This is a genomic window from Roseateles sp. GW821-FHT09G09, from assembly GCF_059415965.1.
This window is the reverse complement of record NZ_JBWKOG010000008.1, coordinates 50,182-73,289: the sequence shown is the minus strand read 5'-3', so window position 1 is coordinate 73,289 and position 23,108 is coordinate 50,182. Positions and strand designations below refer to the sequence as shown.

The window sequence follows — 23,108 nt, the reverse complement described above, 5'->3', positions numbered from 1 at the left end:
TGGATGTCGCAGATCCGGCGGGCGCCGGATCGCGACCGCCCCTCACTTCGCCTGGTCGGCTTCCAGGTGGTACCGCGTCACCCGCTCGACCTCGTTCTTCGAGCCCAGCACGACCGAGACCCGCTCGTGCAGCTTGCCCGGTTGCAGGTCCATGATGCGCTGGCGGCCGTTGGTCGCCGCGCCGCCGGCCTGCTCGACCAGGAAGGCCATCGGGTTGGCCTCGTACATCAGGCGCAGCTTGCCGGCCTTGTTCGGTTCGCGCTTGTCCCACGGGTATAGGAAGACGCCGCCGCGGGTCAGGATGCGGTGCACGTCCGCCACCATCGACGCGATCCAGCGCATGTTGAAGTCCTTGCCGCGCGGACCCGTCGTGCCGGCCAGGCACTCGTCGATGTAGCGCTTCACCGGCTCGTCCCAGTGCCGCATGTTGGACATGTTGATCGCGAACTCCTTGGTGTCCGCGGGGATCTTCACGTCGTCGGCGGTCAGCACCCACGAGCCCTGCTCACGGTCCAGCGTGAACATCGCCACGCCGTCGCCCACCGTCAGCACCAGCGTGGTCTGCGGTCCGTAGACGCAGTAGCCCGCCGCCGCCTGCGCAGTGCCGGGCTGGTGGAAGTCTTCCTCGCTGATGCCCTTGGCACCCTCGGGCTTCTTCAGCACCGAGAAGATGGTCCCGATCGACACGTTCACGTCGATGTTGCTCGAGCCGTCCAGCGGATCGAACATCAGCAGGTACTCGCCCTGCGGGAACCGGTTGGGCACCAGGTGGATGCTCTCCATCTCCTCCGAGGCCATCGCGGCCAGGTGGCCGCCCCACTCGTTGGCTTCGATCAGCACCTCGTTGGCGATGATGTCCAGCTTCTTCTGGACCTCGCCCTGCACGTTCTCGGACCCGGCCGTGCCGAGCACGTCACCCAGCGCGCCCTTGTTGACGCTGATGGCGATGCGCTTGCAGGCCCGTGCGACCACCTCGATCAGCAGCCGCAGCTGCTGGGGGATGTGGCCGTGCAGCCGCTGCTGCTCGACGAGGTATTGGGTCAGGCTGACGCGTTGACTCATGAAACGACTCCGATGGTTGCGAATCAGGGGGCGGGCTCGGCCTGCGTGTCGGACGCCAGCGCGCGCTGGATGATCTCGCGCACGTCGTTGGACAGGTCCGGCTTGGCGGCGACGCGGGCGATGGCCTCGCGGGCGGCGCTGCGGTACGGCTGGGCCAGCGCGGTCCAGCGGTCCATCACGCGCGCCAGTCGACCGGCGACCTGCGGGTTGATCGCGTCCAGCGCCAGCACCTGCTCCGCCCAGAAGACGTAGCCCGCCGCATCGGCGCGGTGGAAGGCGGCCGGGTTGAACATCGCCAGCGAGAAGATCAGGCTGCGCGCGCGGTTGGGGTTCTTCAGCGTGAAGTCGGCGTGCTTCATCAGCTGCTTGACCTTCGCGAAGGTCTTGCCGTCGCGCTCGGCCGCGCGGCCTTGCAGCGCGAACCACTTGTCGATGACCAGCGCCTCGCCCTTGAACTGGGCGTGGAAGCGCGCCAGCGCGCTGTCGGCCAGTTCCGCATGCGCGTTCACGAGCGCGGACAGCGCGCCCATGCGGTCGGTCATGTTGGTCGCGTCCTTGAAGCGCTGGTACGCGCGTCCCGGCCACACGCCGTCGCCGCCGCGGGTCGCGTTCAGCACCAGCATCGCCAGCGACAGGTTCACCAGCGCGCGCTTGCCGCTCTGCACCGGGTCCGGGTTGTAGCCGGTGGTCACCTGGTGCGCGTCGAAGGCCCAGGCCCAGTCGGCCTGCAGCGCCGAGGCCAGCTGCGTCTGCGCCGCCTCGACCGCGGCGTGGATGGCCTGCGGGTCCACGACGTCCAGCTGCTCGGCGATGTAGGCCTCGTCGGGCAGTTGCAGCGCCAGCGCCTTGAAGGCGGGATCCAGTTCCGGATGACGCAGCACCGCGCGCATCGCGTCGATGTAAGCGGCATCCAGCACCAGCGGCTGGCCCGCGCGCACCGCGCCCAGGATGCGGTTCAGCGCGAGCCGCTGGCTGGCTTCCCAGCGGTTGAAGGCGTCGCTGTCATGCTGAAGCAGCACCAGCAGCTCGGCGTCGCCGAGGCCGTCGTCCAGCACCACCGGCGCGGAGAAGCCGCGCAGCAGCGACGGCACCGGCTCGGACGGCACGTTGACGAAGACGAAGGACTGCTCGGTCTGGTCCAGCACCAGCACGCGCTCGGTGTCGGTGGCGCCGGCGGCGCCGTCTTCCCCTTGCTGCATCAGCGGCAGCGACTGGCCGTCGCGCGACAGCAGGCCCAGCGACACGGGGATCACCTGCGGCAGCTTGGCTGCCTGGCCCGGCGCGGCCGCGCTCGATTGCGTCAGCGTCAGCGTCCAGGTCTGCCCATCGGCGTCGTACACGCCACGGGCCTGCAGGCGCGGCGTGCCGGCCTGCGCGTACCAGCGCTTGAACGCGTCCAGGCGCGTCGTCAGCGGCGAGCCCGGATTCGCGTCCGCGATCGCCTGCGCGAAGTCGTCGCAGGTCACGGCCTGGCCGTCATGGCGCTCGAAGTACAGCGCCATGCCCTTGGCGAAGCCGTCGCGGCCGACCAGCGTCTGGTACATGCGGACGACTTCCGCACCCTTCTCGTAGACGGTGGCGGTGTAGAAGTTGTTGATCTCGACGTACTCGTCGGGACGCACGGAATGCGCCATCGCGCCGGCATCCTCGGGGAACTGGCGGGCGCGCAGCGCGCGCACGTCCTCGATGCGGCAGACCGCGCGCGCGCTCGGCGTGGCGGCCATGTCCTGGCTGAACTCCTGGTCGCGGAAGACCGTCAGGCCTTCCTTGAGCGACAGCTGGAACCAGTCGCGGCAGGTCACGCGATTGCCGGTCCAGTTGTGGAAATACTCGTGCGCGACGATGGACTCGATGCGGGCGAAGTCCGCGTCGGTCGCCGTGGCGGGGGAGGCCAGCAGCGCCGAGGTGTTGAAGATGTTCAACCCCTTGTTCTCCATCGCGCCCATGTTGAAGTCGGACACGCCGACGACCATGAAACGCTCCAGATCCAGCGGCAGGTTGAAGCGCGCCTCATCCCAGACGACGGACGCGATCAGCGAGTTCATCGCGTGTTCGGTCTTCTCCAGGTCGCCCTGGCGGACGTAGACCTGCAGCAGGTGGTCCTTGCCGCCGCGGGTGCGGATGCGCTGCTCGCGCGCGACCAGGTCGCCGGCGACCATCGCGAAGAGGTAGCTGGGCTTGGGGAAGGGGTCGTGCCACTTGGCCATGTGGCGGCCGTTGTCCAGCGCGGCCGACTCGACCAGGTTGCCGTTGGACAGCAGCACCGGGAATCTGGCCTTGTCGGCGCGCATCGTCACCGTGTAGACCGCCATCACGTCGGGGCGGTCCAGGAAGTAGGTGATGCGGCGGAAGCCTTCGGCCTCGCACTGCGTGAAGAAGCTGCCGCCCGAGGTGTACAGGCCCGACAGCGTCGTGTTCTTCTCCGGGCAGCAGGTGTTGCGGATCTCGAGCGTGAAGTCCGCGTCGGGCACGTTGTCGATGATCAGCTCATGGCCTTCCTGGCGGAAGGACACGCTCTCGCCGTCGATCAGCACGCGCAGCAGGTTGAGCTCCTCGCCATGCAGGCGCAGGGGGCCGTGGGGCACCGCGGCGTTGCGTTCCAGGCGCATCTTGCTGGCGACCAGCGTCTTGGCCGGATCGAGGTCGAAGCACAGGTCGACGGTACGGATCCAGAAGATCGGCGCGACGTAATCGGCGCGGCGGATCAGGGTGGCAGTGCCTTCACGCATGGCGGGCTTCCTTGTAGGAATGAAGAAGCCCCGGGCCGGGGATCGAGCGCCGGGGCGTTTGTCTCAATGTTTTTCTCAGACGCCTTGCTTCAAGGACGCCGTGATGAACGCGTCGAGGTCGCCGTCCAGCACCTTCTGGGTGTTGGAGATCTCGACGTTGGTGCGCAGGTCCTTGATGCGGCTCTGGTCCAGCACGTACGAGCGGATCTGGTGGCCCCAGCCCACGTCGGTCTTGCTGTCCTCGAGCTTCTGCTGCTCGGCCATGCGCTTCTTCATCTCGTGGTCGTACAGGCGCGAGCGCAGGCGCTTCCATGCGACGTCGCGGTTGCTGTGCTGGCTGCGGCCGTCCTGGCACTGGACGACGATGCCGGTCGGGATGTGGGTCAGGCGCACCGCCGAGTCGGTCTTGTTGATGTGCTGACCGCCGGCGCCGGACGCGCGGTAGGTGTCGGTGCGGACGTCCGACGGGTTGATGTCGATCTCGATCGAATCGTCCACTTCCGGGTACACGAACAGCGAGGCGAAGCTGGTGTGGCGGCCGCCCGAGGAGTCGAACGGGCTCTTGCGCACCAGGCGGTGCACGCCCGACTCGGAGCGCAGCAGGCCGAAGGCGTACTCGCCTTCCACCTTGATGGTGGCGCTCTTGATGCCGGCGATCTCGTCGTCGGTCTGCTCTTCGACGTCGGCCTTGAAGCCCTTGCGCTCGCAGTACTTCAGGTACTGGCGCAGCAGCATGCCGGCCCAGTCGCAGGCCTCGGTGCCGCCGGCGCCGGCCTGGATGTCGATGAAGCAGTTCAGCGGGTCGGCCGGGTTGTTGAACATCCGGCGGAACTCGAGTTCCTCGACCTTCTCGCCCAGCTTGACGGACTCGGCCTCGATGGTCTGGATGCCGGCGATGTCGTTGTCGTCCTTGGACATCTCGAACAGTTCGAGGTTGTCGGCGATGTTGGACGTCAGGTGGTTGATCGTCTCGACGACCTGTTCCAGCGTGCGCTTCTCCTTGCCGAGTTCCTGGGCCCGCTTGGGATCGTTCCAGACGTTGGGGTTCTCCAGGGCGGCGTTGACTTCATTCAACCGCAGCGCTTTGCGGTCGTAGTCAAAGGTACCCCCTTAGCGCGTCGGTACGCGCTTGCAGATCGGCCAGCGTGTTGCCGATCGCATTGATATGTTCGATGTCCATGATTCGTTCGAAGCGTTCGAAAGGTGGAGCCCCCGACAGGGGGCCCGAAGCCGGGTATTTTCTCATGCTGACGCGAACGGGCTCCCTAAGATGACGGCATGCGTCCAGAACCGCCTGTCCCCGATGCGGGTTACCCGTCCGGAACGCCCTCGGGGCCCCCGTCAGGCTCCCCTTCGGGCACCCCTTCGGGCACCCCCTCCGGCATGTTCCGCGCCCGGCGCCGCCGGGTGCGGCGCGGGAACTGGCGGCTGACGCTGACGCTGCTCGTCGTGTGGGCGCTGGTGACCTTCGGCGTCGCGTACTTCGCGCGTGCGCTCAGCTTCGATTTCTTCGGATGGCCGTTCAGCTTCTGGGTGGGATCGCAGGGGGCGCTGATCGTCTACGTCGCGATCGTCGTGATCTACGCGACCGTCATGAACCGCCGGGAGGCGGAGGCCGGCGTGCAAGACCCGGCACCGTATTTCGACGAGGTGGAAGCCAAGCGCCCGGAGAAGGAGCGCTCCGGGCCGATCACCGGGTTCTGAAGACCGCCCACCTGCTCAGGCCTTGGCGTTGGCCGCCGAGGTATGGGGCCTCCGCGGCAAGCGCGGAAACCCCACACCTCACCGTCCCCGACCACTGCCGTCCTTCCCCGGATTTGCTACCGAGGACTCTCACGATGTTTCGTGCGGGGGGTTCGGTTCGAGGCGGCGGAAGCCGGGGTGGGGTCGACGATTTGTGGAGCCTGCGAGACGTATGAGGAGACCCCACCCCGGCTTCCGCCGCCGGCGGGGGCAAAGGCTCAGAACGGCGAGGAGTCCTGCTTCGCGGCGGCAAGTTGTGCCTGCAGCTCCGCGACCTGCGCGCGCAATTTGATGTTCTCGTCCTGCAGCGCGCCGACCTGCGCGCGCAGCAGGGCGACTGCCGGATCGGCTTCGAGCTCACCGTCTTCGTTCGTCGGCACGCCCAGCAGCTCGACGGCCACTTCGGCGACGGCGTCGCCGGCGGCCTTCTTGCCGACCTTGGACTCGCGCACGCGCTTGGCGGCCTGGCGCAGTTCCTTCTTGCCACCGGCCGCGGCGGCGGCCTGCTCCTCGGCGGGCAGATCGGCGATCACGGCGGCGGCGCTGATCGAGACCTCGCCCGACTTCACCGCGGCCACGAGCTCCGGCGCGGCGGCCTTCTGGATCTTCTCGATCTGCGTCACGGTGGCGCTGCTGATGCGCGCGGCGCGTGCGATCGCTTCGCGGCTCTTCAGCGGCGGGGCGTCGGGCACGGGCGTGGCGCTGGCGTCGGCGGCGGGCGCCTCTGGCGCGGGGTCGTTGAGCACGGCCAGCCGGCGCGCTTCCATGATCTCCTTCTTGCGCAGCGCGAGCACGCCGCGCTGGAAGTCGGAGACGCTGCGACGGCCCAGATGCTGGTCGATCATCCACAGGTGGACGTCTTCCATCGACTTGAAGCGGGTGTTCTGCACCGTCTGGAAGGGGATGCCATGCTTGGTGCAGATGCCGTAGCGGTTGTGGCCGTCGACGAGGATATCCCCCCAGAGCACGAGTGCGTCGCGGCAACCCTCGGCGAGGATGCTGCGCTCGAGCGCGGCGTGTTCGTCCTCGGTCAGGGGATCGATGTAGGCCTTGAGTTCTTCGGTGACGATGATGTTCATGGGGACGGACAGCGGGACGGCAGGGAGGCGGAGCCGACCGGGCGGGGCCCGATCGACGAGGTGTTCGGAAGGGGCGGTTTGTGCGCAGGCCGCGCAGGTCGCGCGGGCGACGGACGACGCCGGAAAAGGGCGGCATTCTGCCTGCCTCGCGACGCTAACCTGTCGCACCCCGAACACGAGCGTCGGATATCCCACGGAACCCACCCCCAGATGAGCGCCCCCCGATGAGCGAGATGAGCGAAGCGACCCCCGCGCCGGCCGACCCCTTGTCCAGCGGCTGGGACTATCCGTCCCCCCATCGCTTGGCGGTGAGCCCCCAACCGGCGGACATCGACGGCCTGAACCACACCAACAATGCGGTCTACGTGAAGTGGTGCGAGCAGGTGGCGTGGTCGCATTCCGTGGCGCTGGGCCTGGACATCGAGGACTACCGCCGGCTCGACCGCGCGATGGCGATCCGCCACGGCGGTTACGACTACCTGCTGCCGTCCTTCGAAGGCGAGGCGCTGGTGCTGGGCACCTGGCTGACCTCCGGGGACGGGAAGCTCGCGATGGAGCGCCGCTTCCAGCTGCGCCGCGCGAGCGACGGCCAGACGCTGATGCGCGGCCGCTGGGAGCTGGTCTGCATCGACATCAGCGGCGGCCGCCCGAAGCGGATGCCGCCGGAGTTCGTCGCGGCGTATCAGGCGGCGGTGGTGTCGACGGACTAGCCGAGAAACTCCTGCACCGCTCGCGCGAGCGCCTCCGGCTGGTCGTGATGCATCATGTGCGCCGCCTGCTGGAGCGTGACGCGCTGCAGGTCCTTGACGACGCTGAGCCGGGTCTCGAAGTCCTCACGCGGATACCGGTCTCCCCACCACTGCGAGAGCTTGGTCTCGCTGCCCTCGACCCACAGCGTGGGCGCCTCGATGCGCGACCAGCAGGCGAGGGCCTCGGCCTTCTTGTAGAGCACCGGATTGGTCCGCTTGTGCGCCGGGTCGCCGAGGATGTGCCAACGCCCGTCGTCGCCTTGCCGCGACCAGTGCGGCGCGAGCCACGCGGCCTTGTCGGCGGACAGCCGCGGATTCGTCTTCATCAACCGCTGCGCGACGCCCTCGACGCTGTCGTAGGTCTTGAGGCTCTGCGGCTCCTTGAGCTCGTCGAGCCAGCTTGCGAGCCGCGCCGGCGCCATCTCGGGCGTGGTGTCCGGCAGCCCAAATCCTTCGAGGTTCACGAGCTTGCGCAGCCGCTGCGGCCGCACGCCCGCATAGGTCATCGCGATGTTGCCGCCCATGCTGTGGCCGAGCAGGTCGACGGGCGCGCCAGGACTGACGGCATCCAGCAGGGCATCGAGGTCGCCGAGGTAGTCGGGGAACCAGTACGCGTCGCCGCCGTTGGCATCGGTGAGACCGAAGCCGCGCCAGTCGATCGCGACGACGCTGCGTTCCTCGCGGAACGCGTCGACCATGAACTGGAACGACGCGCCGACGTCCATCCAGCCATGGACCATCACGAGCAGCGGCCGCTGCCCATCGGGCTCGGGTCCCCAATGCAGCACGTGATGACGCAGGCCGCGCAGCGTCAGGAACTCGCTGCGATGCGGACGGCGGACGGGGTACTCCGGCGTGGGCGTGGAACTGGTGTCGGTGCTCATCCAGCGACTTTAGTGTGAGGATCGGCTGGACGCTTTCGCCATGGAGACAATGGGCGCGACTTCCCGGAAGCATCGACATGACCCTCTCCACCGACCCCTACACCCTCCGCCCCGCGCGCCCCGACGACCTGCCTGCGATCGTCGGCCTGATCGGCGAACTCGCCGACTTCGAGAGCCTGTCGCACCTGATGGACGTGACGCCCGACAAGCTGCGCCCGCATCTCTTCGGCGAGCGCCCCGTCTGCGAGGCCCTGGTCGCCGAGCACGACAGCAGCGCGGTCGTCGCCTTCGCGCTGACCTTCACCAACTTCTCGACCTTCCTCGGCAAGCCGGGGATGTACCTCGAGGACCTTTACGTGCAGCCCGTGCATCGCGGCGCGGGCCTGGGCAAGCGCATGCTGACGCGCCTGGCGCAGATCGCGATCGAGCGCGACTACGGCCGCTTCGAATGGTGCGTGCTCGACTGGAACGAGAACGCCATCCGCTTCTACGAGAAGATGGGCGCGACCATCATGCCGGACTGGCGGCTGTGCCGCCTGGCCGGCGATGCGCTGGCGCGCTTCAAGGGCTGAGGAAGCTCAGGCGCAAGCCGCAGGTGGCACAGCCTCTGGCATCGTCGAGCCAGATGGGCGGAGCACGCGGTCCAGGTGTGCGGACACATCAAACAGTTCAGCACCTTCCCACGACAAGGACCTGGTGTGGGCAAGCCCGCTTTGCGCACGACCCGCGATGTCGGAAGGAAGCGTGGACAGAAGTCTCGGAAAGGCGCGGCAGTAGGCGGTGGCGACGCCGGCGAGTTCGGCCAGTTGGCGATAGGAAATGCAGCAATCTGGCGGCATCGCGTGCAGGACGCGAATCACACGAGCTTGCCATTTTCCGCTCATCGCGGGGATGGCCGATCGCGAGTACCGCATCTGATCGCCCTGCGTCAGGGTGCCTCCGCGCACAACGCGCGCCAGCACACCTCGACTCGATCCCATGGACCGAAGCACCCCGGGACTGCGTCTTTCCAGAAGGCTGCAAGGCTCGCACTGGAAAGTGAGCCACAGCACGACGTCTGGTCCGATTGCAAGGAGATCTCCGGAATTCAAGTCGTCGGTCGAGATGTCCACCAGCAGGTTTTCTCTCAGCGTATTGCTTGGAAGCTTCAACCGGTCATAGGCCGGCTGACCTGCGATCAACAACTGTCGAGGGGAGCGTGGGGACGCATGCCGATCTCCAGCAGCGCCGAAGTTCTTGATCAATTGCAGCGAGGACTGCGGGCGCGCAGAGGGATCCTTGGGGCCTCGGACAAAAAGTCTCGCGACTTTGCCGATCGTCTGCCAGTGCGCTTCGCCGGGCTGTTCTTTCGACTCGTCGACACAAGGCTCGTGGCAGGACTGGGGATCATCCACTGAGAGCTTGCGCATCAAGCTACTTCAACCACTCGTTCAGCAACTCCGGCGGACGCGCGATCAACGCGCGGTCGCCTTGCACGACGATCGCCCGCTGCAGCAGCTTCGGGCGGTCCGCGACCGCCTGCAGCAACTGGGTGTCGGTGAGCGCCTCGTCGCCGAGATTCAACTCGCGATAGTCATCCTCGTTGTCGCGCACCATCGCGCGCACCGGGGTGCCGAGCTGCCGGTGCAGGGCCTGCAGTTCCGGCAGCGTCAGCGGCGTCGCCAGGTACTCGACGACGTCGGGCCGCAGGCCGCGGGACTCCAGCAGCGCGAGCGCCTCGCGCGACTTGGAGCAGCGGGGGTTGTGCAGGATCTTGAGGCTCATTCGGACCAGTGTAGCGACCGATCCGCGGCGGATCTTCTGGCTCCCTCTCCCGCTTGCGGGAGAGGGCAGGGGGTGCGGGCCAGCGGCGGTGGCAGTGCTGAAGCCCATCCACATATCGATATGCGGATCGCCCCCCATGTTTGCTGATGCACCTCTGACGGGCATCACGACCGTCCAAAGGCACCGACCTGGCGCTACGGGCTTTCCATGACGCCCGTCCAGGACCCGCTCGCTAGCATCCACGCTCTTGTGCCAGACCAGGATGGAGACACGATGACCGGGAAGACCGGCAGGACCGTCAAGGACGCCAGCCCGGCCGACGGCATCACCGTGCCCGCCGCGGCCACCCGCGCCGCGCCCGACGCCTACGCGCTGATCCATGGCGCCTTCCGCTGGCAGGTGCCGGAACGGCTGGCCATCGCCGAGCTCTGCTGCGGCCGCTGGGCCCGCGAGACGCCCGATGCGCCCGCGATCTTCTTCGACAGCGACAGCGGCTGCCGCGCCCAGTACTCGTTCGGACAACTTCAACGCGCGGCCAACCGGCTGTCCAACGCGTTGAAACGCTTGGGCGTCGAGCCTGGCGACCGCGTCGCGCTGGTGCTGCCGCAACGCTTCGAGACCGCCGTCGCGCACATCGCGATCAACCAGCTCGGCGCGGTCGCGATGCCGCTGTCGATGCTCTTCGGGCCCGATGCGCTCGAGTACCGCCTCAACGACAGCGAGGCCAGCGTCGCGATCGTCGAGGGCGGCGCGCTGGCCGGGCTGCGGTCGGTGCGCGCGTCCTGCCCGGCGCTGCGCCACGTGCTGGTCGTCGGCGAGTCCGATGCCCACGAGGGCGAGCTCGGCTGGATGGCCGCGCTGCAGGCCGAGGACGCGCGCTTCGCCGCGCGCGACAACGCCGCCGAGGATCCCGCGATCCTGATCTACACCAGCGGCACGACCGGCGCACCCAAGGGCGCCTTGCTGCCGCAGCGCGCGCTGCTGGGCAACCTCACCGGCTTCATCGCGAGCCAGAACTGGTTCGGCTTCGACCCCCACGATCCCGCCGTGCGCAGCGAGGCCGTGTTCTGGAGCCCCGCCGACTGGGCCTGGACCGGCGGCCTGATGGACGCGCTGCTGCCGTCGCTGTGCTTCGGCCGGCCCATCCTCGGCTACCAGGGACGCTTCTCGCCGGAGAAGGCTTTCGAGCTGATGCAGCACTACCGCGTCAGCCACACCTTCCTGTTCCCCACCGCGCTGAAGGCGATGATGAAGGCCGTGCCGCATCCCGCCCAGCACTACACGCTGCACCTGCAGGCCGTCATGAGCGCGGGCGAGGCCGTCGGCGACGCCGTCTTCGACTGGGGGCAGCGCGAACTCGGCGTGACGATCAACGAGATGTTCGGGCAGACCGAGATCAACTACGTGGTCGGCAACTGCGCGCGCTTGTGGCCGGCCAAGCCCGGCAGCATGGGCCGAGCCTATCCGGGCCACCGCGTCGCGGTCATCGACGACGAGGGCCAGGTCTGTCCGCCCGGACAGATCGGCGAAGTCGCCGTGCATCGCCGCGACGCGCAGAGCGTGCCGGATCCGATCTTCTTCCTTGGCTACTGGCGCAACGAGGCGGCGACGGCCGCGAAGTTCACCGGCGATCCGGCGGACAGCTGGTGCCGCACCGGCGACCTGGCCCGCACCGACGAGGACGGCTACCTCTGGTACCAGGGCCGCGCCGACGATCAGTTCAAGGTTGCGGGGTATCGGATCGGGCCGGGGGAGATCGAGAACTGCCTCGTGCGCCACGAGGCCGTCGCCAACGCCGCCGTCGTGCCCAAGCCCGATGCCGAGCGCGGCGCGCTGGTGAAGGCCTTCGTCGTGCTGGCGCCGGGCCGGCAGCCGTCGGCGGCGTTGACTGCGGAGTTGCAGGACTTCGTCAAGCAGCGGCTCGCGCCTTATGAGTACCCGAAGGAAATCGAGTTCCTCGACGCGCTGCCGATGACGACCACCGGCAAGGTGCAGCGCCGCGTGCTGCGGCAGCTGGAAGCGGACCGCGCGACGGGGCGCGTTGGCTGATCCGTTGACTGCCTAGTCCGCTGGCCCTCACCCCCGCCCTCTCCCGCAAGCGGGAGAGGGAGTCCGACCGGCTCTACTCGCAGCGCCGTCGCCTCTATCCCCGTCCCCGCTTGCGGGAGCGCGCAACACTCGGTGTAACGACTCCCTCTCCCGCTTGCGGGAGAGGGCAGGGGTGAGGGCCAGCAGACTCACGCACGAACCACCCACCAGACCGCGAGAGGAGCAAGTCTGGTCAGTTCGCGCGCGCGTTTCTCAGCTTGACGTAGAGCTTGGTGTTGGCGCCGGGCTGCGGCTGCAGCAGCGCCGCGTCGGGCCATTGCTCCTGGCCGGTCAGCACGGTGCAGGCGCGGGACGGCTTGCCCTTGGGCGTCTCGGGCTCGCGCTGCTGGGCCTCGGACGGCAGCGGCAGGCGCAGGTGCTGGCCGCTCTCCGTCCAGTCCAGGCTCCACTGCGGCTGGTCGCTGCACACGATCACGCCGTCGATCTGCGGGAACATCCAGCGCACGTACCAGGGCAGCAGCTCGGTGCGCAGCCGCTGCCCGACCGCGACGATGCGGCGCACCGTGGCCATGTCCAGCATCTCCGGCGGCGTCGCGAGGTCGATGCTCAGCCGCACACCCAGCTCACCCTTGGGCACGTTGGTGCCGAAGTCCATGTCCTTGACGCGCTGCTCGGAGAAGGTCGGCAGGTCGAAGCGGCCCTTCTCGTCGATGGGGATCGGGATGTAGTCGTCGTCGCTCATCAGCGCGAGCTTGGTGCCGGCCGGCGGCGGCTTCGTGTTGTCCTTCGCGTCGGTCAGCACGAAGCGGCTCACGAACAGGCCCTCGCCCTCGGTGCGCAGCTTCTGCAGCAACTCGTTGAGCCGCTTGTAGGGGAAGGACGCACCCCGCTTCATGTCGCTCTGCACGGTGGGCAGGGCGACCGCGCTCGTCGTCGCCGAAGTCGCCGAAGTCGCCGAAGTCGCGGTGGCCGACGTCGCGGCCGCACCGGCCGGCACCGGGTCGACGCCGGTCGCCGCGGCGACCGGATCGCAGGCGGCAAGGGCGCTCATCACGACGACGGCGATCGCGGCGACGGGAACGCGGCGTACCGCGCGGAGGAACTGCTGGGGCTTCACTTCGACTCTCTCCCTGTGTCGCACGACGGGTGTCGCAAAGGCGATCTGCGCTGAACGGCGCGCGGCCGGCGTCGGTTGACGACGCATGTCCAGCATCGGCGCTTCAGCGGGCGGGGCCGCCAAGGCGTCGTCGCCCGTGCCCGTGCTCGTGCTGGTGCTGGTGCTCGTGCCCGCGTTCATCGCCGGCATTTCCCGCGCGCCTCGGCGAGCACCCAGAACGGCAGGCTGAGCAAGCCCGCGCCGCCGCCCGCGAACTCGCCCTTCAGGCAGTCGCCGGTGGCACCCTTCATCATTTCCTTGCCGAGCTTGGTCGACGCATCGGTCTTGTCGGGCGCCAGGCTCGCCTGGTCCGCGCGCTCGGCCAGCAGCGGCTGTCCCTGCGTCCCCTGGCGGATCGCGCGTTGCGTCGCGGCGCCGTACATCAGGTCCCGCCCGGTCGGACCGGACGCGGCCGACGCCGGCATCGGAGCGGCGACGATCACCGCCGCGCGGGGCTCCTCCTCGAGGCGATCGACCTCGGGCCGCGGCGCCTGGACGCGCGCGGTGGGGCGCGTCGACGGAGCCGCTTCCTGCAATCGCAGCCTGGGGTCAGGACTTGCCCGGCGGTCCGGAGATCGGGCGACCGGCGTCTTCGTCGGCATGGGCTTCGGCATGGGCCTGGTCAGCGGTGGCAGCTGGATCGTCACCATCCGGACGGTGGACCGGCGCTGCCCGCGGTGCGCGTCGGCCCGGTGCCAGGCCTGCTGCAGCCAGCCGATCAGCGCGACGTGCAGCAGCAGCACCGCGCCGATCGCGATCGTCCGCGAGCCGACGCGGCGCTGGGCCGCATGGGGCTCGCCAGGAGCGGGCGTATCAAGGAGGCCCCCTGAAGACTCACGCGCCGCCATCGGGGCCTCCGTCCTCGGGCTCGTCGCCCGGTTCCCAGGCGAGCAGGTCGCCGGGCTGGCACTGCAGCGTCGCGCAGATCCGCGACAGCGTGTCGAAGCGCACCCCGCGCACCTTGCCGGACTTGAGCAGCGAGAGGTTGGCCTCGGTGATGCCGATGGCCTCGGCGAGCTCCTTCGAGCGCATCTTGCGCTGCGCGAGCATCACGTCGAGTCGGACGACGATGGGCATGGGCGGGGTTCCTGCGCCGGTCCGTTCAGACGAACTCGGCGTTCTCCTGGGCCATGCGCTGCGCTTCGCGCATCACCATGGCCATGGCGATCAGCACCAGCCCGAGCAGCAACACGACGTAGTGCTGGCTGCCGAGGTGAACGGAGAGCATCCGCTGTCCCGGCGGGTTGCCGAGCGTCAGCGCCAGGATGGTGACCGTGTCGGTCAGCGGCATCACGAGCGCCATCGCCGTCACCGACTGACCGAGGCGCCGCAGGTGGCGCGTCGCGCCGTCGGTGAAGACCTGGCCGCGCAGGTAGGCGCCGAAAAGACGCCACAGGCACAACAGCGCGAACAGGGTCAACAGCGCCTGCGGCAGGTTGACCACCAGGCCCCAGGCGCGCGAGACGGCGTCGAATTGCATGGGGCAGTCCAGGCACCAGTCCTTGCGCGCGGTGCGTTCGACCAGGCCGCGGTTGGTCCAGAACATCGCGTGGAAACCCACCACCACCGCCATTGCGATCAAAGCCATCGCACGCACGCAGTGGGCGATCCAGCGGATGCGGCGAAGGCTGGCGGGGAAGGGGGCGTCGCTCATGGTCTTACCGTGGGGTGGCAAGAAATTACTGTAAAACAATAATTCTTCGGATGCAATGCGGGGCGCGTAAAAGCGGGCGTCGGCCGTCCAGGCGACAGGCATGCGATGTCCGCGCGGCGATCGCCCGGCCATCGTCCGTGCGCGCGGCGACGGGGTGCGGGCTCATGCAAACTGACCGTTTGCGGCGTTCGGACCCGGCCTCAGTCACGGGTTCTCGATGGCGCCGCGCTTCATGGAGAACAGGATGGAACGCATCACCCTCGGACAGTCCGACCTCTCGGTCAGCCGCATCGGCCTGGGCACGATGACCTTCGGCGAGCAGGTCGACGAGGCTGGCAGCCAGGCGCTGCTCGATCGCGCGGTGGCCGCGGGCATCAATCTGCTCGACATCGCAGAGATGTACCCGGTGCCCGCGCGCGCCGACACGTTCGGGCGGACCGAGGAGATCATCGGCCGCTGGCTGAAGGCGCGGCCCGGGATGCGCGAGCGGGTCGTCGTCGCGACCAAGGTCGCGGGGCCTTCGCGCGGCTACGACTGGATCCGCGACGGCAGCCTGGACCTGACCGGCGCGCAGATCGTGCAGGCCTGCGAGCACAGCCTGAAGCGGCTGCAGCTCGACACCATCGACCTGTTCCAGATCCATTGGCCGGCGCGGCACGTGCCGATGTTCGGCGGAATCTATTTCGAACCGGCGAAGGACAAGCCGGTCGCGTCCCTCCATGAGCAGCTGGAGGCGCTCGCGCAGTTGCAGCGCGCCGGGAAGATCCGCCACATCGGTCTGTCCAACGAGACGGCCTATGGCGTCGGCGAGTTCGTGCACCTGGCCGCGCAGCATGGACTGCCGCGTGTCGTCAGCGTGCAGAACCCCTACAGCCTCGTGAACCGCGTCGTCGAGAACGGCCTCGATGAGGCGCTGTATCGGCATCAGGTGGGGCTGCTGGCGTATTCGCCGCTGGGCTTCGGTTCGCTGACGGGCAAGTACGACCAGCATGGTTTGAGCGACCCCGCCAAGCCGGGCCGGCTGGCGATCTTCGAGAGCATGAAGAAGCAGCGCTGGGCACGGCCAGAGACGCTGGCTGCGGCGCGGCGCTACAACGCGTTGGCGGCGGAGTTGGGGATGTCGCCGTCGACGTTGGCGATCGCGTGGGTGAGCTCGCGCTGGTTGACGGCGAGCACGCTGATCGGCGTCACCACGGCGGCGCAGCTGGACGAGAACATCGCGGCGCTGGGTCGAACGCTCGACACCGACACGCTGGCGCGCATCGACCGCATCCGCTGGGAGATCCGCGACCCGGCGCAGTGAGCTTCCGTACTGCCACCGCCGCTGGCCCTCACCCCCGCCCTCTCCCGCAAGCGGGAGAGGGAGTCCGACCGGCTCCACTCGTAGCATCGCCTCCTCTTTCCCCCTCTCCCGCTTGCGGGAAAGGGAGTCCGACCGGCTCTGTTCGCAGCGGCGCCTCTTTCCCCCTCTCCCGCTTGCGGGAGAGGGCAGGGGTGAGGGGCGCGCGCAGCGCGCGGGGTCTAGGCAGTCAAACGACCAGCAGCTCGAACGTGCCGCCGGCCAGCTTCTGACCATTGACCATCACCTCGATCGCATGCGTGCCCGCGTAGTGCGTGCGTGTCGTGAAGTTGCGCAGCGCGCGCCGAATGCGGATGGGCGTCGACGCGCCGGCCTCGAGCTCCACGGTCTTCAACTTGAAGACCTTCGGCGACGCGCGGCCGTTCTTCTTCACGTAGTGGACGGCGTAGTCGACGACCAGCCGTTGCGTCGCCTCGGCCGTGGAGCGCAGCTCGAAGGCGATCTCGACCTCGCCGCCGATCGCGACGCGTGACGGCGCTATCGCCAGGCGCTCGACGACGGCCAGCGCGCCCTCGCTCGCGCCGATCAGCTTCAGTGCCCGCGCGTCGCCCTGCTTGATGCGCGAGCGCAGCGCATGCTTGACGATCCACGCGCTGCGTCCGTCGGTCAGGTCCCAATCGGCCACGTGCGCGAAGACCCAATCCGCGTGGTCCTTGGTGATGTCGTTCAGGTTGTTGGCGACGGAGCGCCGCACGTAGAGGCTGTCGTCGGCGCGCAGCGCCTGCAGGATCTCCGCCAGCGGTGCCGGATCGGCGACCAGCGCGTCGAGCCGGAACGACCACGGCAACCGCGGCCGGCAGCCCTCGCTGGCGAGGCGGCGGACGTGCTCGTCGCGGTCGGCGGTCCAGCGCGTCATCGTCTTCATCGTGCCGGCCAGGTCCTGGCGCAGGAAAGGGCGGATCGCGAATTCGGCGGTGCCATGCGCGGTCATGCGCTTGAGCGCCTTCAGCGACGCGACGGGGTCATGCAGGCCGTAGCTCGCCACGAAATCGCACAGCCCCATGTTCACGAACGCGCCGCCGGTCTTCGGCGCCGCCGCGACGACGGCGTCGAGCTTCGCCGCGAAGCTGCCGGGCAAGGCGGCGTCCAGCGCCTCCGCCACGCGGTGCACGCGCTGCATGATCGACAGCGGTTCGAGCCCCTCGGTCGCCACGGCCAGGAAGCGCTTGCGCTGGAAGCCGGGCGCGGACTCGGCGAACACGGACGCCACCGATCGCAGCGCGGTCTCGCCGATCAGGTCCTTGAGGTTGTAGCTGGAGGGCGAGGCGGCGTCCGTCATGGGGGCTGGGTGAACACGAAGTGCGCCGGAGCGTAGCGCGGGCGCTGCCATCGGCTGTCAGCAGGCGCAGCAAGCTCGTACAAGCGCGCGGGCACGGCCAGCGCGGAGAATCTCGCCATGAGCAAGAAATCCGCCCATGTCAGCGAAACGCTCGCGACGCAGATGCTGCGCCAGCACAAGGTCGCCTTCGGGGAACACGTCTACGACTACGTCGATCACGGCGGCACCGGCGAGTCCTCCAAGCAGCTCGGCGTGCCCGAGCACGAAGTCGTCAAGACGCTGGTGATGCAGGACGAGAAGGCGCAGCCGCTGATCGTCCTGATGCACGGCGACTGCACCGTCAGCCTGAAGGAACTCGCCCGGCAGATCCCCTGCAAGAAGGTCGAGCCCTGCAAGCCCGACGTCGCCCAGCGCCACAGCGGCTACCTCGTCGGCGGCACCTCCCCGTTCGGGACGCGCAAGACGATGCCCGTGTTCGTCGAGTCCACCGTGCTGGCGCTGCCTCGCATCCTGATCAACGGCGGACGCCGCGGCTACCTCGTCAGCATCGAACCCCGGGTTTTGACGGAGCTGCTCGAGGCCCGCCCGGTCGAGTGCGCGCTGAAGTCCGGGGCAGAATAGCGCCCCATGCAAAGTGTCCCGTTCCCCTTGTTGGCCGCATCCGCCGTGTTGGCCGGATATCTCATCGGCTCGCTGTCCTTCGCGGTGATCGTCAGCCGGCTGATGGGCCTGTCCGATCCGCGCAGCTACGGCAGCGGCAACCCGGGCGCCACCAACGTGCTGCGCTCCGGCAACAAGGCCGCCGCCATCCTGACCCTGGTCTTCGACGCGCTCAAGGGCTACCTCCCCGTGTTGCTGGTGCTGAAGTTCGGCGCCCCGTACGGCCTGGAGGAGGGCACCGCCGCGCTGGTCGGCCTGGCGGCCTTCGTCGGCCACCTGTGGCCCGTCTTCTTCAAGTTTGTCGGCGGCAAGGGCGTCGCCACCGCGGCCGGCGTGCTGCTGGCGATCAACCCGTGGCTCGGCCTGGCCGTGCTCGGCGTGTGGATCGTGATGGCGGTGGTGTTCCGCTACTCGTCGCTGGCGTCGCTGGCCGCCGCCGTCGCCGCGCCGCTGCTGCAGATGCTGATCTGGGACGTCGGTCCCGAGCTGCCGGCCATCGCGCTGATGAGCCTGCTGCTGATCTGGCGCCATGCGCCCAACATCAGGAAGCTGATGGCGGGCACCGAAAGCAAGCTCGGCCAGAAGTCGGCCCCGGTCCCCGTCGCGCCCGCCGCGAAGTCCCATCGCCACGAGGAATCGCGCGCGCAGCGGCACGACCACAAGCGTGATCACAAGCCTTCCAGCAGGCCGTCCAGCAAGCCGTCCGGCAAGCCTTCCAACAAGTCCAACCAGCACAGCAAATGAGCAACATCGAACGCTTCGACGTCGGCCCGCGTCTCTCCGAGATGGCCATCCACAACGGCGTGGTCTACCTCGCCGGGCAAGTCCCCGAGGACGCCACCGCCGACGTGAAGGGGCAGACCGAGCAGGTGCTGGCGATGATCGACCAGCTGCTGGCCCGCGCCGGCAGCGACAAGACCAAGATCCTGCGCGCGCAGCTCTACATCGCCGACGTCAAGGACCTGGCCGGCATGAACGCCGCCTGGGACGCCTGGGTGCCGGCTGGTCACACGCCGCCGCGCGCCACCGTCGAGGCCAAGCTGGCCAAGCCGGAGTGGAAGATCGAGATCGTGATCACCGCGGCGGTCTGAGCCTCGGCGAGGCCGCGGGCCTCTTCATGCCCTTCATGCAGAACGCAGGCTTCGCGCCAGCGTTCTGCATGGTGCCTCGAACGGGCGTCGCGCCCGCTCCGGCCTCAATCGTCCGCTTCCGCCTCTTCGAGTTCCAGGCCCAGACAGGCCGGATCGCCGCAGCCGCGGCGCACGAGGACCGGCGGCTCGGTCGTCAGGTCGACGACCGTGGTCGGTTTCATCGGGCAGGCGCCGGCGTCGATGATGAGCTGGATCAGCTTGTCGTAGCGGGCGGTGATTTCTTCGGGGTCGTTGATCGGCTCGTGCTCGCCGGGCGGGATCAGCGTCGTGGCCAGCAGCGGGCCGCCGATCAGCGCCAGCAGGTCCTGCGTGACGCGATGGTCCGGCACGCGCAGGCCGATGGTGCGGCGCGACGGATGCGACAGGCGCCGCGGCACTTCCTTGGTCGCCTCCAGGATGAAGGTGAACGGGCCCGGCGTGGCCGTCTTGATCATCCGGTACTGCTTGTTGTCGACGCGGGCGTAGCTGCCCAGCTCGCTGAGGTCGCGGCACAGCAGGGTCATGTGGTGCTTGTCGTCGACGCCGCGGATGCGACGCAGCGCCTCGGCGGCGGCCTTGTCGTCGAGCTGGCAGACCAGCGCGTAGCTGGAGTCGGTCGGGATCGCGCCGATGCCGCCCTGGCTCAGGATCTGCGCCGCCTGGCGCAGGAAACGGGCCTGCGGGTTGTCGGGATGGACTTCGAAGATCTGGGCCATGGTCCTCACCTGGGGCAATCGGCATGCGAGCCGATCTGGGAGCCGGTCTGCGCCGGCGATGGTTCCGGCGGGCGCGATCCCCGAGGATCAGGCCGGCCAGTGGATGCGATGCTCGAGCGCGCCCCACACCGGTTTCAAGCGGCCGGAGAGGTGCTGGTCGAGCTTGCCGACGTCCACGCGGCTTTCCTCCGGACTGTGGAAGTCGGAGCCGCGGGAGGCGAGCAGGTCGAATTCGAGCGCCGTGTCGGTGTACTGGACCATGTCCGAGGCCGTGTGGCTGCCGGTGACGACCTCGATGCCGCGACCGCCGTGCGCGATGAACTCGGTGATCAAGGCGTATTCCTCGGTCGGCGTGAAGCCGTAGCGGCCCGGGTGCGCGATGACGGCAAGGCCGCCCGCGTCGACGATCCAGCCGACCGCGTCGCGCAGCGCCGCCCAGCGGTGCGGTACGTAGCCGGGCTTGCCCTCGGTGAGGAAGCGGCGGAAGACCTCGGGCACGTCCGAGCACTGGCCGGTCTCCACCAGGAAGCGCGCGAAGTGGGTGCGGGAGATCAGCTCCGGATTGCCGGCGAACCTGAGCGCGCCCTCGTAGGCGCCGGGGATGCCCGCCTTGGCGAGATCGTCCGACATCTCCTTCGCCCGCGCGCCGCGGCCGCCACGCGTGGCGCGCAGGCCGGCGACGATGCGCGGGTCTTCAGCGTCGAAGCCCAGGCCCACGATGTGCACGACCTTGCCCGCGAAGGTCACGGAGATCTCGACGCCGGTCAGGTAGGGCAGCCCCGCCGCCTTGGCCGCCGCCATCGCCCGCTGCTGGCCGCCGACCTCGTCGTGGTCCGTCAGCGCCCAGAGTTCGACGCCGTTGGCCTTGGCGCGCGCGGCCAGGGCCTCGGGCGACAGCGTGCCGTCGGAGACGGTCGAGTGGCAGTGGAGGTCGGCGTTCGTCTGCGCGTGCAGCGCCGACCCCGGCACCCGGCCGGGCGCGGCGGCGCCGGCCGGCAGCGTGTCGGTGGGGGCGGAAGATTCCGGAGGAACCGGCGGAACGGGGGAAGGGGTATTCACCCCGTCGATTCTAGGAGCGGCGCCATGTCCGTGACGCCGGTGCTGGATCGACGGCGGTCGACGAAGTAGCGGCTCGGTCCGGTGCCGCACTTGGCGACGTGCTTGGGCTCGGCCAGCGCGGCCGACAGCGCGCGCACGCTGTCGAAGGCGCCGGGCTGCACCTGGATCACGCCGGCGCTCAGCGTCGGCAGGGGGTTGAAGGATTCCTGGTTCTGGCGGTTCAGCGTCACGTAGCCGCCCAGCGCCTGGTGTTCGGCGGAGAAGAAGGGGCGGATCTGGCGGTCGAACTCGCGGCAGACGCGGGTGACGCGGGCGATCCAGTCGGGGGAGCCCAGCACCATCACGAAGTCGTCGCCGCCGATGTGGCCCACGAAATCCAGCGCCGGGTCGGCGGCGTCCTGCAGGATCTGCGCGCAGAGCTTGATGATGTCGTCGCCCGCGGCGTAGCCGTAGACGTCGTTGAAGGGCTTGAAGTGGTCGATGTCCCAGGCGACGACGACGAACTCGCGCGCCTCGTGCAGCAACGCGTCGAGGTGCTGGTCGGTCGGCACGTTGCCCGGCATCAGCGTCAGCGGATTGGCGTAGCGGGCGCTGTGGACCTGCAGGTCGGAGACGGCCTTGAGCAGGTCGGTGCTGCGGCCGGTGCCGAAGTATTCGCCGTTGCGGGTCACGATGAAGCCGTCGACCATCAGCCGGTCGTCGAGGCTGGAGATCGCGTCGCTCATCTCGCGCAGCGAGGTGCCCGCGTCGAAGATCAGGGGCTGCGGATCCATCAGCGCGGTGCAGGAGCGCTTCTCGTGGATGTCCATGAAGTAGCGTTCCGCGCTGCGCTTGAGCACCTGCAGCGAGCGCAGGATGCCGATCGGGCGGTTCGCGTCGTCCAGCACCGGCATCGAGAACAGCTGCTCGTCGCGCTGGAACATGTCGGCGACCGCCTGGCAGTTGAGCTTGGGCGTGACGGTGTGGCTGCGGCGGGCCAGTTGCGCGGCGGTGGTGATCGCGTCCGGCGGCAGCCGCATCCAGTCGGCGTTGCGGCGGCGGTGCTCGGGCGCGAGCAGGGCGTCCACTTCGGCCCGCAGCGCGGCGCGCGGGGCGGCGCTCGGGCGGGCGAGCAGGTAACCCTGGCAGACCGGCACGCCCAGGCGGCGCAGCACGGTCAGGTCGCTGAGCTGCTCGAGGCCTTCGGCGACGACGGTGCAGCCGGAGGTGGCGGCCATCTCGAGGATGGAGCGCACGAACTGCTGCTTGAGCGGGTCCTGCGCGATGCCGTCGATGAAGTGCCGGTCGATCTTGACGAAGTCCGGGCGGATGTCCATCCAGCGCTTCAGGCTGGCGAAGCCTTCGCCCAGGTCGTCCAGCGCGACGACGAAGCCGAGCTCGCGCAGGCTGCGCATGCTGTCCTGCAGGCGTTCGGGCTCGAGGATGGGCCGGGTCTCGGTGAGTTCGATGACCACGCGCGAGGCGGGCAGGTCGAGCTGCGCGAACTCGCGGGCGATCAGTGCGCCGCGGTCGCTGGTGGCGAGCAGCGTGTCGGCGGTGAGGTTCAGGAAGAGCTGGCCGGGGAGCTTGAGCTCCTTGAAGCGGCGCAGCGCGCGGCGCACGACCAGGCGCTCCAGCTCCACGAGCCGGCCGAGCCGCGCGGCGGTCTCGAACAGCACCAGCGGCGAATGCAGGGGCGTGTCCGCCGGGCCGCGCGTCAGCGCCTCGTAGCCCAGGATGTTGGCCCGCTCGACCTCGACCAGCGGTTGGAAGTGGATGTCCAGCGCGCCGTCGCGGATGATGGCGGACAGGGCAATGCTCAGCGGGTCGGGCGGTTGCAGATGGGTGGTCGGCATGGGGAGGCACCACGGCGGACGGAGCGCCGCGTGGTGTCCCCATTCTGGGTGGCCTCTATGTCATCGATTTGACAAACTGTTACAGCAGGGGTCAGGTGTGAAGTCTGGCGCGGTCTTCTCAAACTCGAATGTCTGGATTGTTCTAAGGGCGACGAATTGACGTCGTGATTTCGAATCCGTCAAAGACGTGCGGCGTCGTC

The 23,108-nt window shown here is 68.8% G+C and carries 23 protein-coding genes; 8 read left to right on the top strand and 15 right to left on the bottom strand.

Annotated features, from left to right (window positions below; translation table 11 throughout):
• Positions 1–42: 42 nt before the first annotated feature.
• From AC07O8_RS21275 to prfB, 3 genes are all read right to left on the bottom strand, one after another.
• Positions 43–1,062: a class 1 fructose-bisphosphatase gene (locus AC07O8_RS21275; protein WP_495049927.1), complete on the bottom strand. Its 1,020-nt coding sequence runs from the start codon at positions 1,060–1,062 to the stop codon at positions 43–45.
• A 23-nt stretch (positions 1,063–1,085) separates the two neighbouring features.
• Entirely contained in the window at positions 1,086–3,791 is a 2,706-nt protein-coding gene (gene pepN, locus AC07O8_RS21270) for an aminopeptidase N (protein WP_495049926.1), read from the bottom strand.
• A 75-nt stretch (positions 3,792–3,866) separates the two neighbouring features.
• A protein-coding gene (prfB, locus tag AC07O8_RS21265) for a peptide chain release factor 2 (RefSeq protein WP_495049925.1) occupies positions 3,867–4,971 on the bottom strand; the annotation gives its coding sequence in 2 pieces (ribosomal slippage) (positions 3,867–4,889 and positions 4,891–4,971; 1,104 coding nt in all).
• 203 nt (positions 4,972–5,174) lie between these two features.
• Between prfB and AC07O8_RS21260 the strand changes: the two genes are divergently transcribed.
• Entirely contained in the window at positions 5,175–5,495 is a 321-nt protein-coding gene (locus AC07O8_RS21260; protein WP_297528945.1) for a DUF4212 domain-containing protein, read from the top strand.
• A gap of 257 nt (positions 5,496–5,752) precedes the next feature.
• On the opposite strand, the gene AC07O8_RS21255 is transcribed toward AC07O8_RS21260, so the two are convergent.
• A complete protein-coding gene (locus tag AC07O8_RS21255) occupies positions 5,753–6,613 on the bottom strand; it encodes a ParB N-terminal domain-containing protein (protein WP_495049924.1) in 861 nt (286 codons plus the stop codon).
• A gap of 224 nt (positions 6,614–6,837) precedes the next feature.
• On the opposite strand from AC07O8_RS21255, the gene AC07O8_RS21250 reads away from it, so the two are divergent.
• Positions 6,838–7,323, top strand: coding sequence for an acyl-CoA thioesterase (locus AC07O8_RS21250; protein ID WP_495049923.1), 486 nt, complete (start codon positions 6,838–6,840; stop codon positions 7,321–7,323).
• On the opposite strand, the gene AC07O8_RS21245 is transcribed toward AC07O8_RS21250, so the two are convergent.
• Positions 7,320–8,246, bottom strand: coding sequence for an alpha/beta fold hydrolase (locus AC07O8_RS21245; RefSeq protein ID WP_495049922.1), 927 nt, complete (start codon positions 8,244–8,246; stop codon positions 7,320–7,322). The genes AC07O8_RS21250 and AC07O8_RS21245 overlap by 4 nt on opposite strands.
• A gap of 77 nt (positions 8,247–8,323) precedes the next feature.
• Here AC07O8_RS21245 and AC07O8_RS21240 point away from each other — a divergent pair, with 77 nt between their 5' ends.
• Positions 8,324–8,818 carry a GNAT family N-acetyltransferase gene (locus AC07O8_RS21240; protein ID WP_495049921.1) on the top strand — a complete coding sequence of 165 codons (495 nt, stop codon included), beginning with the start codon at positions 8,324–8,326 and terminating at the stop codon, positions 8,816–8,818.
• Between the two features lie 6 nt (positions 8,819–8,824).
• Here AC07O8_RS21240 and AC07O8_RS21235 read toward each other — a convergent pair whose 3' ends face one another.
• Together AC07O8_RS21235 and arsC are read right to left on the bottom strand one after the other, a co-directional pair.
• Positions 8,825–9,655, bottom strand: a complete 831-nt coding sequence (locus tag AC07O8_RS21235) for an MOSC domain-containing protein (RefSeq protein WP_495049920.1) — start codon at positions 9,653–9,655, stop codon at positions 8,825–8,827.
• 4 nt (positions 9,656–9,659) lie between these two features.
• Entirely contained in the window at positions 9,660–10,010 is a 351-nt protein-coding gene (gene arsC / locus AC07O8_RS21230) for an arsenate reductase (glutaredoxin) (RefSeq protein WP_495049919.1), read from the bottom strand.
• 273 nt (positions 10,011–10,283) lie between these two features.
• On the opposite strand from arsC, the gene AC07O8_RS21225 reads away from it, so the two are divergent.
• Positions 10,284–12,059, top strand: a complete 1,776-nt coding sequence (locus tag AC07O8_RS21225) for an acetate--CoA ligase (protein ID WP_495049918.1) — start codon at positions 10,284–10,286, stop codon at positions 12,057–12,059.
• 232 nt (positions 12,060–12,291) lie between these two features.
• Here AC07O8_RS21225 and AC07O8_RS21220 read toward each other — a convergent pair whose 3' ends face one another.
• Genes AC07O8_RS21220 through AC07O8_RS21205 form a run of 4 tightly spaced genes read right to left on the bottom strand, consistent with a single transcriptional unit; the run spans position 12,292 to position 14,869 of the window.
• Entirely contained in the window at positions 12,292–13,356 is a 1,065-nt protein-coding gene (locus AC07O8_RS21220) for a hypothetical protein (RefSeq protein ID WP_495049917.1), read from the bottom strand.
• The gene (locus AC07O8_RS21215; RefSeq protein WP_495049916.1) at positions 13,353–14,063 is read right to left on the bottom strand and encodes a hypothetical protein; all 711 of its coding nucleotides are present in this window, start codon (positions 14,061–14,063) and stop codon (positions 13,353–13,355) included. The genes AC07O8_RS21220 and AC07O8_RS21215 overlap by 4 nt, the downstream gene beginning before the upstream one ends.
• Positions 14,050–14,292, bottom strand: coding sequence for a helix-turn-helix domain-containing protein (locus tag AC07O8_RS21210; RefSeq protein WP_495049915.1), 243 nt, complete (start codon positions 14,290–14,292; stop codon positions 14,050–14,052). Before AC07O8_RS21210 ends, AC07O8_RS21215 begins: the two co-directional genes overlap by 14 nt.
• Before the next feature lie 25 nt (positions 14,293–14,317).
• On the bottom strand, positions 14,318–14,869 hold the full coding sequence (locus AC07O8_RS21205; protein ID WP_495049914.1) for a DUF2975 domain-containing protein: 552 nt from the start codon (positions 14,867–14,869) through the stop codon (positions 14,318–14,320).
• Positions 14,870–15,113: 244 nt separating this feature from the next.
• On the opposite strand from AC07O8_RS21205, the gene AC07O8_RS21200 reads away from it, so the two are divergent.
• Positions 15,114–16,172, top strand: coding sequence for an aldo/keto reductase (locus AC07O8_RS21200; protein WP_495049913.1), 1,059 nt, complete (start codon positions 15,114–15,116; stop codon positions 16,170–16,172).
• A 226-nt stretch (positions 16,173–16,398) separates the two neighbouring features.
• On the opposite strand, the gene AC07O8_RS21195 is transcribed toward AC07O8_RS21200, so the two are convergent.
• Entirely contained in the window at positions 16,399–17,508 is a 1,110-nt protein-coding gene (locus tag AC07O8_RS21195) for a DNA alkylation repair protein (RefSeq protein ID WP_495049912.1), read from the bottom strand.
• Between the two features lie 117 nt (positions 17,509–17,625).
• Here AC07O8_RS21195 and AC07O8_RS21190 point away from each other — a divergent pair, with 117 nt between their 5' ends.
• Genes AC07O8_RS21190 through AC07O8_RS21180 form a run of 3 tightly spaced genes read left to right on the top strand, consistent with a single transcriptional unit; the run spans position 17,626 to position 19,259 of the window.
• Positions 17,626–18,129 carry an aminoacyl-tRNA deacylase gene (locus AC07O8_RS21190; RefSeq protein ID WP_495049911.1) on the top strand — a complete coding sequence of 168 codons (504 nt, stop codon included), beginning with the start codon at positions 17,626–17,628 and terminating at the stop codon, positions 18,127–18,129.
• Between the two features lie 6 nt (positions 18,130–18,135).
• Entirely contained in the window at positions 18,136–18,912 is a 777-nt protein-coding gene (gene plsY, locus AC07O8_RS21185) for a glycerol-3-phosphate 1-O-acyltransferase PlsY (protein ID WP_495049910.1), read from the top strand.
• Complete coding sequence (locus AC07O8_RS21180; RefSeq protein ID WP_495049909.1) at positions 18,909–19,259, top strand: RidA family protein; 351 nt, start codon at positions 18,909–18,911, stop codon at positions 19,257–19,259. Before plsY ends, AC07O8_RS21180 begins: the two co-directional genes overlap by 4 nt.
• A 104-nt stretch (positions 19,260–19,363) precedes the next feature.
• Here AC07O8_RS21180 and AC07O8_RS21175 read toward each other — a convergent pair whose 3' ends face one another.
• The 3 genes from AC07O8_RS21175 to AC07O8_RS21165 form a co-directional block, all read right to left on the bottom strand.
• Positions 19,364–20,014, bottom strand: coding sequence for an L-threonylcarbamoyladenylate synthase (locus tag AC07O8_RS21175; RefSeq protein ID WP_495049908.1), 651 nt, complete (start codon positions 20,012–20,014; stop codon positions 19,364–19,366).
• Positions 20,015–20,101: 87 nt separating this feature from the next.
• The gene (locus tag AC07O8_RS21170; RefSeq protein ID WP_495050137.1) at positions 20,102–20,968 is read right to left on the bottom strand and encodes a 3',5'-nucleoside bisphosphate phosphatase; all 867 of its coding nucleotides are present in this window, start codon (positions 20,966–20,968) and stop codon (positions 20,102–20,104) included.
• A gap of 101 nt (positions 20,969–21,069) precedes the next feature.
• Positions 21,070–22,908: a bifunctional diguanylate cyclase/phosphodiesterase gene (locus AC07O8_RS21165; protein ID WP_495049907.1), complete on the bottom strand. Its 1,839-nt coding sequence runs from the start codon at positions 22,906–22,908 to the stop codon at positions 21,070–21,072.
• Positions 22,909–23,108: the final 200 nt, after the last annotated feature.